At 62.5% G+C, this 7,318-nt stretch carries 8 protein-coding genes and 1 pseudogene; 5 read left to right on the forward strand and 4 right to left on the reverse strand.

The genetic code is table 11. From position 1 onward, the window contains the following. On the forward strand, positions 1–400 hold a 400-nt coding region (gene ssb, locus B3E94_RS22385), incomplete at its 5' end, for a single-stranded DNA-binding protein (RefSeq protein WP_286915255.1). An 83-nt stretch (positions 401–483) separates the two neighbouring features. On the opposite strand, the gene B3E94_RS22390 is transcribed toward ssb, so the two are convergent. After that, positions 484–1,881, reverse strand: coding sequence for a PLP-dependent aminotransferase family protein (locus tag B3E94_RS22390; protein WP_286915256.1), 1,398 nt, complete (start codon positions 1,879–1,881; stop codon positions 484–486). A 419-nt stretch (positions 1,882–2,300) separates the two neighbouring features. Between B3E94_RS22390 and B3E94_RS22395 the strand changes: the two genes are divergently transcribed. Genes B3E94_RS22395 through B3E94_RS22405 form a run of 3 tightly spaced genes read left to right on the forward strand, consistent with a single transcriptional unit; the run spans position 2,301 to position 4,933 of the window. Next, positions 2,301–3,326 (forward strand): TauD/TfdA family dioxygenase, encoded by a 1,026-nt coding sequence (locus B3E94_RS22395; protein WP_286915257.1) that lies wholly within the window; start codon positions 2,301–2,303, stop codon positions 3,324–3,326. A gap of 29 nt (positions 3,327–3,355) precedes the next feature. Beyond that, on the forward strand, positions 3,356–4,141 hold the full coding sequence (locus tag B3E94_RS22400; protein WP_176515246.1) for a sulfite exporter TauE/SafE family protein: 786 nt from the start codon (positions 3,356–3,358) through the stop codon (positions 4,139–4,141). A 24-nt stretch (positions 4,142–4,165) separates the two neighbouring features. After that, the gene (locus B3E94_RS22405) at positions 4,166–4,933 is read left to right on the forward strand and encodes an SDR family NAD(P)-dependent oxidoreductase (RefSeq protein ID WP_176515248.1); all 768 of its coding nucleotides are present in this window, start codon (positions 4,166–4,168) and stop codon (positions 4,931–4,933) included. Positions 4,934–4,945: 12 nt separating this feature from the next. Here B3E94_RS22405 and B3E94_RS22410 read toward each other — a convergent pair whose 3' ends face one another. The 3 genes from B3E94_RS22410 to B3E94_RS22420 all read right to left on the reverse strand — a co-directional run bounded on the left by B3E94_RS22410 (position 4,946) and on the right by B3E94_RS22420 (position 6,173). Next, complete coding sequence (locus B3E94_RS22410) at positions 4,946–5,491, reverse strand: heme-binding protein (protein ID WP_349681715.1); 546 nt, start codon at positions 5,489–5,491, stop codon at positions 4,946–4,948. Positions 5,492–5,626: 135 nt separating this feature from the next. After that, positions 5,627–5,899: a DUF3077 domain-containing protein gene (locus B3E94_RS22415; RefSeq protein WP_286915260.1), complete on the reverse strand. Its 273-nt coding sequence runs from the start codon at positions 5,897–5,899 to the stop codon at positions 5,627–5,629. Positions 5,900–5,903: 4 nt separating this feature from the next. Further along, entirely contained in the window at positions 5,904–6,173 is a 270-nt protein-coding gene (locus B3E94_RS22420; protein ID WP_286915261.1) for a hypothetical protein, read from the reverse strand. A 529-nt stretch (positions 6,174–6,702) separates the two neighbouring features. Between B3E94_RS22420 and B3E94_RS22425 the strand changes: the two are divergent. After that, positions 6,703–7,290, forward strand: a pseudogene (locus B3E94_RS22425) (molybdopterin-dependent oxidoreductase); the annotation flags it as partial. Between the last annotated feature and the right edge of the window lie 28 nt (positions 7,291–7,318).

Here is a 7,318-nt window from a genome sequence, read left to right on the forward strand (position 1 = left end):
TACCGAGTGGCACCGTGTGTCGATGTTCGGCAAGGTTGCCGAAATCGCCGGCGAATACCTGCGCAAGGGTTCGCAGGTGTACATCGAAGGCAAGCTGCAGACCCGCGAGTGGGAAAAAGACGGCATCAAGCGCTACACCACTGAAATCATCGTCGACATGCAGGGCACCATGCAGCTGCTCGGCGGCCGTCCGCAGAACCAGCAAGGTGGCGGCGACCAGTACAACCAAGGTGGTGGCAACAACTACAACCAGGGTGGCCAGCAGCAACAGTACAACCAGGCCCCTCAGCGCCAGCAGGCCCCGCGCCCGCAACAGGCCCAGCAGCGCCCAGCGCCGCAGCAGCCTGCGCCACAGCCGGCGGCTGACTTCGACAGCTTCGATGACGACATTCCGTTCTGATTCAGCGCGAAGCCTGTACTAAAAAAGCCCAAGGCGATTGCCTTGGGCTTTTTTTATGGCGCTATTACGCAGAGCTAAGCCCTTCAATAGAACAGCCGCGGCTCCGGCGAGTCCAGCAGGCTGGCAAGCTTGGTCAAGGCAAAGCCCAGCTCCGCACGGCTAGGAGTCATCAGCGCAATGCGCACGCCGCAGGCGGCAGGGCTGCGTTCGGGCAGGAACTGGCTGCCACTGACCACCGTGACCCCATTGTTGCGCGCCAGGTTGGCGAATTCATCGCTGGTCCAGGGCTCGGGCAGCTCCAGCCATAGATGGAAGCTGTTGGGCTGGCTGCGAATCTTGTATTTGCCCAGAACTTCCCGGGCCATCTGCTGGCGCGCGGCCGCTTCGTCCTGCTGCACCTTCACCAACTGGTCGGCCATGCCGCTGTTGATCAAGTTGCTGGCCAGCTGCGCCATCAGCGGCGAAGGCATCCAGACACTGCTGCGCACCATCGACGAAAGCCGCGACAGGGTTTGCGGCGGGGCATACAAGTAGCCGATGCGCAGCGCCGGCAGCACGCTCTTGGACAGGCTGGTCAGGTATACCGAACGCTCCGGTGCATAGGCCGCCAGCGGCTGGTAGTCCGGGGCCGACTCAAGGAACCCGTAAATGTCGTCGTCGACGATGAACAGGTCGAACTCGCGGGCAATCGCGGCGATGGCTTCGCGGCGTTCGTGGGGCATGATCGAGTTGGTCGGGTTCTGATGCGTGGTCACGCACACCAGCAGGGAAGGGCGGTGCTCCTCGCAGGCCGCGCGCAACGCTTCGGGAATCAGCCCGTGTTCATCCATGGCCACGCCACGCAGCCGGCGGCCCATGCTGTGGGCAAGGGAAATGATGCCGGGGTAGCAGAACGATTCGCAGAGGATCACGTCATCGCTCTTCGACAGGCTGCTGATGGCAACCAGCAGGCCGTGCTGCGCACCTGACGTCAGCACCACCTGCTGCCAGCGGGCCTCGGGCAGCCACCGTTGAATCCAGGCGGCGCCTGCCTGCTTGTGCGTCGCGTGGCCGCCTTCGGTGACGTAGTCGAGCACCTGAACCAGGTCGGGCGATGCCGCCAGCTCGGTGATGGCGCCCCGCAGCCAGTCGGTCATGTGGGCATCGTTGGGCTTGATGATCGACAGGTCGATCTGCCCGCTTTCGTGCTGGCGCGGGCCAGGCGCAGGCGGGGTCGCTGGCGCCGGCGTGGGTGCAGCCGGCCGCTGCTGTAGCACGAAAGTACCCCGGCCAACCTCACCGACCACCAACCCGCGCTTGGCGGCTTCGTCATAGGCCCGGCCGATGGTGCCAGGCGTCACGTTCAATGATTCGGCCAGGTCCTTGAGCGTCGGCAGGCGATCGCCTGCTGCCAGCCGGCCGCTGCCGATGTCCTGCTCGAGGGCGTCGGCAATCATCAGGTAGACCGGCTGCGCCAGGTCGCTGTAGTGAGGAACCCACATAGAAATGGCACCAGAAGCTGCGAGAACGCGGAAGCCTAGCACGAAAGGTCAGATGGAAGTAATTGTGTTTTCCTACAGGTAAATTGCATCGATTGATTCGTTCTTGAGCACCCTCGAATGGCTGTTTCGTCACGTACCTCGAGCCGTGAAGATCGCCAGTCCTAGTGGCTTCATTGAGAAATCTTTTGAAATCAATAAGTTGATTGAGTCGATTAAATCGTGCGTGTAATCGCTCATAGAAATCAATTGAATCGACTTTATTCTTGTAATTACAATGATTGAGTCGATGCAATTCAAAGGGGGCGTGAGCAGCTCCCCAGCAAGCGTTCGACCAGATGTGAATGGCTTCAAAAAGACAATGTCTGCCGCCTCTGCCCGGCAAAGCACGACACCGAATGGCCAATGGAATATCACCCGAAATGGAAAGCGCACACCTGCAACAAGCAGCCGAGGCCCGGACCTCGCTGGAGATTCGCCTGCCCTGGGTCGTCTCGAGCGCCTGGCAAACGTTACTGCACAACACCCCTCTGGACTTCGAGACCAGCAAAGAGCTCTACCCCCAACTGAAGGACCAGGCCCAGGAGGTGCTGGGCAAGGCCCTGTGCCAGCAGATCCGCGGGTTCGTCGAAGACCCGCAGTTGACCAGCATGATCGTGCGCAACTGCCCGCGTGACCGGGATGTGCCGCCCACGCCGTACTCCGGGGTACTCAGCCCGCGCAGCACGCCAGTCGCCTGCCTGGTCAGCCTGACCATGCAATGCCTGATGGGCATCAACCCGATCGTCTATGAAGGTGAAAACGACGGCCGCTTGTTCCGTCATGTCATCCCGGCGCGCACCTCGTCCAGCCACAAGAGCTCGCACGGTTCGCGCCTGCGATTCTCCTACCACGTCGACAACCCGGACCTGCCGTTGTCCAGCGAGCCGCTGGGCGCAGCGTCCTGCTGCCCGGAATACCTGTCCTTCTTCGGCATGCGCTGCGACCCGCGTATCAGCACCACCCTGGTCAACCTCGATGCCGTGTTGGCGGCGCTACCCCTGGCCACCGTGCGCGAACTGAGCCTGGCGCAGTTCGAAATCCGCCGCCCGGACTCGTTCACCGGCAACCGCCGCTGCACCGCCGAACTGCCGGTGCTGGTGCGCGGCCATGCCGGCGAGTGGCTGTGCCGTTTCGACAGCGAAAACACCCACGGCCTGAACCTGCGCGCCGAGCAAGCCCTGGCCAGCCTGCGCAGCCTGCTGGAAACCCGCCGTTTCGATGAGCCGCACCTGCTGCTGCCGGGCGACTTCATGATCTTCAAGAACCAGCGCGTGCTGCATGCCCGCGATGGTTTCGAACCCCAGAACGATGGCGCCGACCGCTGGCTGCTGCGCCTGTTCGCGGTCAACGACCTGAACCGGGTGCACTTCGCCCGCGCCGATCACCTCTACGAAGTGCTCTCCTGAGCCATCGCCACACTCAAGGAACAACTGCTATGGAACTGTTAGGCGCCTTCTGGGCGGAACATTGGCTGCTGGCGATTCTGCTGTTGGGCACCATTGCCTTCATCGCTGGCTTCGTCGACAGCATCGCCGGGGGCGGCGGGCTGTTTCTGGTACCGGGCTTCCTGCTGGTGGGCATGCCGCCCCAGGTTGCCCTGGGCCAGGAAAAACTGGTCAGTACCCTGGGCACGCTGGCGGCCATCCGCAATTTCCTGGCCAACAGCAAGATGGTGTGGAAGGTCGCCCTGGTCGGCGTACCGTTCTCGCTACTCGGCGCCTACCTTGGCGCGCACCTGATCGTGTCGATTTCCCAGGAAACCGTGGGCAAGATCATCCTGGCGCTGATCCCGTTCGGCATCCTGATCTTTCTCACCCCCAAGGACCGCCCGGTGCAGGAGCGCGAGCTGTCGCCGCGGGTGCTCTACACCGTGGTGCCGCTGACTTGCCTGGCCATTGGCTTCTATGACGGCTTCTTCGGCCCCGGCACCGGCAGCATGTTCATCATCGCCTTCCACTACCTGCTGCGCATGGACCTGGTGTCCAGCTCGGCCAACTCCAAGACCTTCAACTTCGCCTCGAACATCGGCGCCCTGGTGGCCTTCATCATGGCGGGCAAGGTCGTCTACCTGCTGGCCTTGCCGCTGGTGGCCTGCAACATCCTCGGCAACCACATGGGCAGCGCCCTGGCCTTGCGCAAAGGCAACGAAGTGGTCCGCAAGGCGCTGGTGTTCTCGATGCTGTGCCTGTTCACCAGCCTGGGCGTGAAGTACCTGGCCTGACATTTCTCAAAAGGAGACAACCTGATGAAAACCGCATTCGTAACCGGCGCCTCCTCGGGCTTTGGCCGGGCCATCTGCCGCACCCTGGTCAGCAAGGGCTACCGCGTGATCGGCGGCGCCCGGCGCATGGACAAGCTGCAGGCGCTGGAGCGCGAGCTGGGCGTCAACTTCATCCCGCTGGCGCTGGATGTGACCGATGCTGCATCGCTGGAAGCGGCGGTGGAGCAGATTCGCGACGCCTCGCTGCAGATCGACCTGCTGGTGAACAATGCCGGGCTGGCGCTGGGCGTCGAGCGCGCCCAGGTGTCCAGCGCCGAGAACTGGCAGCGGATGATCGACACCAACATCACCGGCCTGGCCATGGTGACCCACAAGATCCTGCCGCAAATGGTGGAAGCCGACCGCGGGATGATCATCAACATCGGCTCGATTGCCGGCACCTACCCGTACCCGGGCGGCAACGTCTATGGCGCCAGCAAGGCCTTCGTGCGCCAGTTCAGCCTCAACCTGCGCGCCGACCTGGCAGGCACGCGGGTGCGGGTGAGCAACATCGAGCCGGGCCTGTGCTCGGGCACCGATTTCTCGGTGGTGCGCCTGAACGGCGACCTCAATGCCGTGGAGGCGCTGTACCGCGATGTGGAAGCCATCCTGCCAGAGGACATCGCCGCCACAGTCGCCTGGATCGCCGAGCAGCCTGCGCACGTGAACATCAACACCATCGAAATCATGCCGGTGGCGCAAAGCAGTGCCGCGCTCAACATCGCCCGCGACCTGCCGCTGGGCGCCGCCTGATTGCCCGCTTGCTCAGGCGTCGGCATCCAGCGCCGCCTGGGCGAACTGCGCGTCCAGTTCCGGGGTTGCACCGCTGATACCGATGCCGCCGATGTGCTGGCCGTTGGCATCCATGATCGGCAAACCGCCGCCGAGCAGTGTGAAGCCCGGCAAGGAGGCGTAGGGGTTGGCTGGCAATGCGGCGCTGCGTTCGCCGAGCGCGCGTGAGGACAGGGGGAAGCGGGCAGACGTCGATGCCTTGAGCTGCGCAACCTGGATGCTGCCGCTGCTGGTGCCGTCCATGCGGTGGAAGTGTTTCAGGTTGCCATGGTTGTCGACGATGCTGATGACGATGGCATAACCCTGGGCGCGGGCTGCGTGTTCGGCCGCGGCGGCCATGTTGCGGGCGGCTTCGGCGGTGATGGGGGAGGGGGCGTCTGCCTGTGAGGTTGCGGCAAAAAGCACAGCGCACATGAAAAGACTGAAACGGCCATGGTTCGAAGGCATGCGAGCGTTACCCCTGAGGACTGTTCGGCCGGGCAAGCTAGCAGGCAGTTTTTGCGCGAGGATGTAGTCCATATCCGAAACTGATGTCCGGTAGGTGTCGCTACCGTCCTCTTCGCGGGGCAAGCCCGCTCCCACAGGTTCTGCGCAGGCATGAAGGTTGCGCTGTACCTGTGGGAGCGGGCTTGCCCCGCGAAGAGGCCCTCAAGGTCAATGCAACCGGTTCTTGGCGATCTCGATATCGTTCATCAGCGCCTTGGCCAAAGCACTCAGATAGTCCGCTGCACCGAGCATTTTATGGTCATCTTCCATATCACCCTCGCGCACCAGGTGCCTGATGTAGCCCAGCAATATCGAAACCTGCTCGTAGGCATCATCGACTGGAACCCCAGGCTGCACACGCAGCAGGTCAATCGGCGGGTTGCCGACATCGAGGAAGGTTTGCACACCAACGGTGGTGAGGACTTTGGCATCATCTGCCATAACGTCATTCCCCCGCCTGCAGGCCATAGAGCTGGGTATGCACATGTTCCACCAGCGAATAGGCGATCTCGCTGGCATGCATCGCATTGCTCAACATGCTCAGGCCGTGTTCACCGGCGCGGGCGCGGCAGTGTTCGTCGAGGGTTTCGATGACGCCACGGAGGAGCTCGCTGGCGTGGGCCAGGGCGTCGGGTGGGTACATATCGGATTGGACGCTGAAAAATGGGGTGGTGATGGGTTTACGGCGGGGTGGATCGGGGACGATTTTCTTCATGGCAGCTAACTCTTGTTCGGCTTAAGGAAGCTGCCACTTCAATCTTTCTCACGGATTGTGGGTGGCAGCCGTGCGCGGGGTGAGAAACCGAGGAACAAGAGCAAAACTCGGCCAGGCCGAAGCCTGCCCGCGCACGACCGCCATAACGACGGTGCTGTTGTGTCAATCGGGTTCTCACGCCCGGTCGGCAAAGCGACCCGAGAACGTTATCCGTGAGGCATTTCCCCGACAACAGCGAAACTTCAGTAGCGACCGTAGGATAATTCCCAAAGATGCAAAACCTGAAGCATTTGGTTTCAGGTTCAGAAATGTCTTACGGCTACTGTCCTCTTCGCGGGGCAAGCCCGCTCCCACAGGTACAGCGCAACCTTCATGCCCCGCGAAAGGGCCATAACTGCTGACCCATGTCATCGCACCTTCTCGATTCTTGACTAGTCTTATCTATTGGCGGCCGTCAAAACCGCCCCCCGTGACTACCAAGAGGCGCCGGCCATGTTCCGTGCGTCCACCACCTGATCAGGAGTGCACGATGGACCTCAACCGTCGGCAGTTCTTCAAGGTCGCCGCCGTCGGCCTTGGAGGCTCGAGCCTGGCAGCGTTGGGCATGGCCCCGACGCCTGCGTTTGCCGAGCAGGTGCGTCACTTCAAGCTGGCGCACACCAAAGAAACCCGTAACACCTGCCCCTACTGTTCGGTCGGCTGCGGCCTGATCCTGTACAGCCAGGGCGATGCGGGCAAGAACGTCAAACAGAACATCATCCACATCGAAGGCGACGCCGACCACCCGGTCAACCGCGGCACCCTGTGCCCAAAAGGCGCCGGCCTGCTCGACTTCATCCACAGCGCCAGCCGCCTGCAGTACCCCGAGGTGCGCAAGCCAGGCAGCAAGGAGTGGGTGCGGGTCGAATGGGACGAAGCGCTCGACCGCATCGCCGACCTGATGAAGCAGGACCGCGACGCCAACTTCATCGAGAAGAACGCCCAGGGCCAGACGGTCAACCGTTGGCTCACCACCGGTTTTCTCGCCGCCTCCGCTGCCTCCAGCGAAGCCGGCTACCTGACCCACAAGGTCATCCGCGCAACAGGCATGCTGGGGTTCGATAACCAGGCGCGTGTCTGACACGGCCCGACGGTGGCAAGTCTTG

The sequence above is a fragment of the Pseudomonas sp. UBA6315 genome (assembly GCF_002438125.1).
GTDB lineage: Bacteria > Pseudomonadota > Gammaproteobacteria > Pseudomonadales > Pseudomonadaceae > Aquipseudomonas > Aquipseudomonas faucium.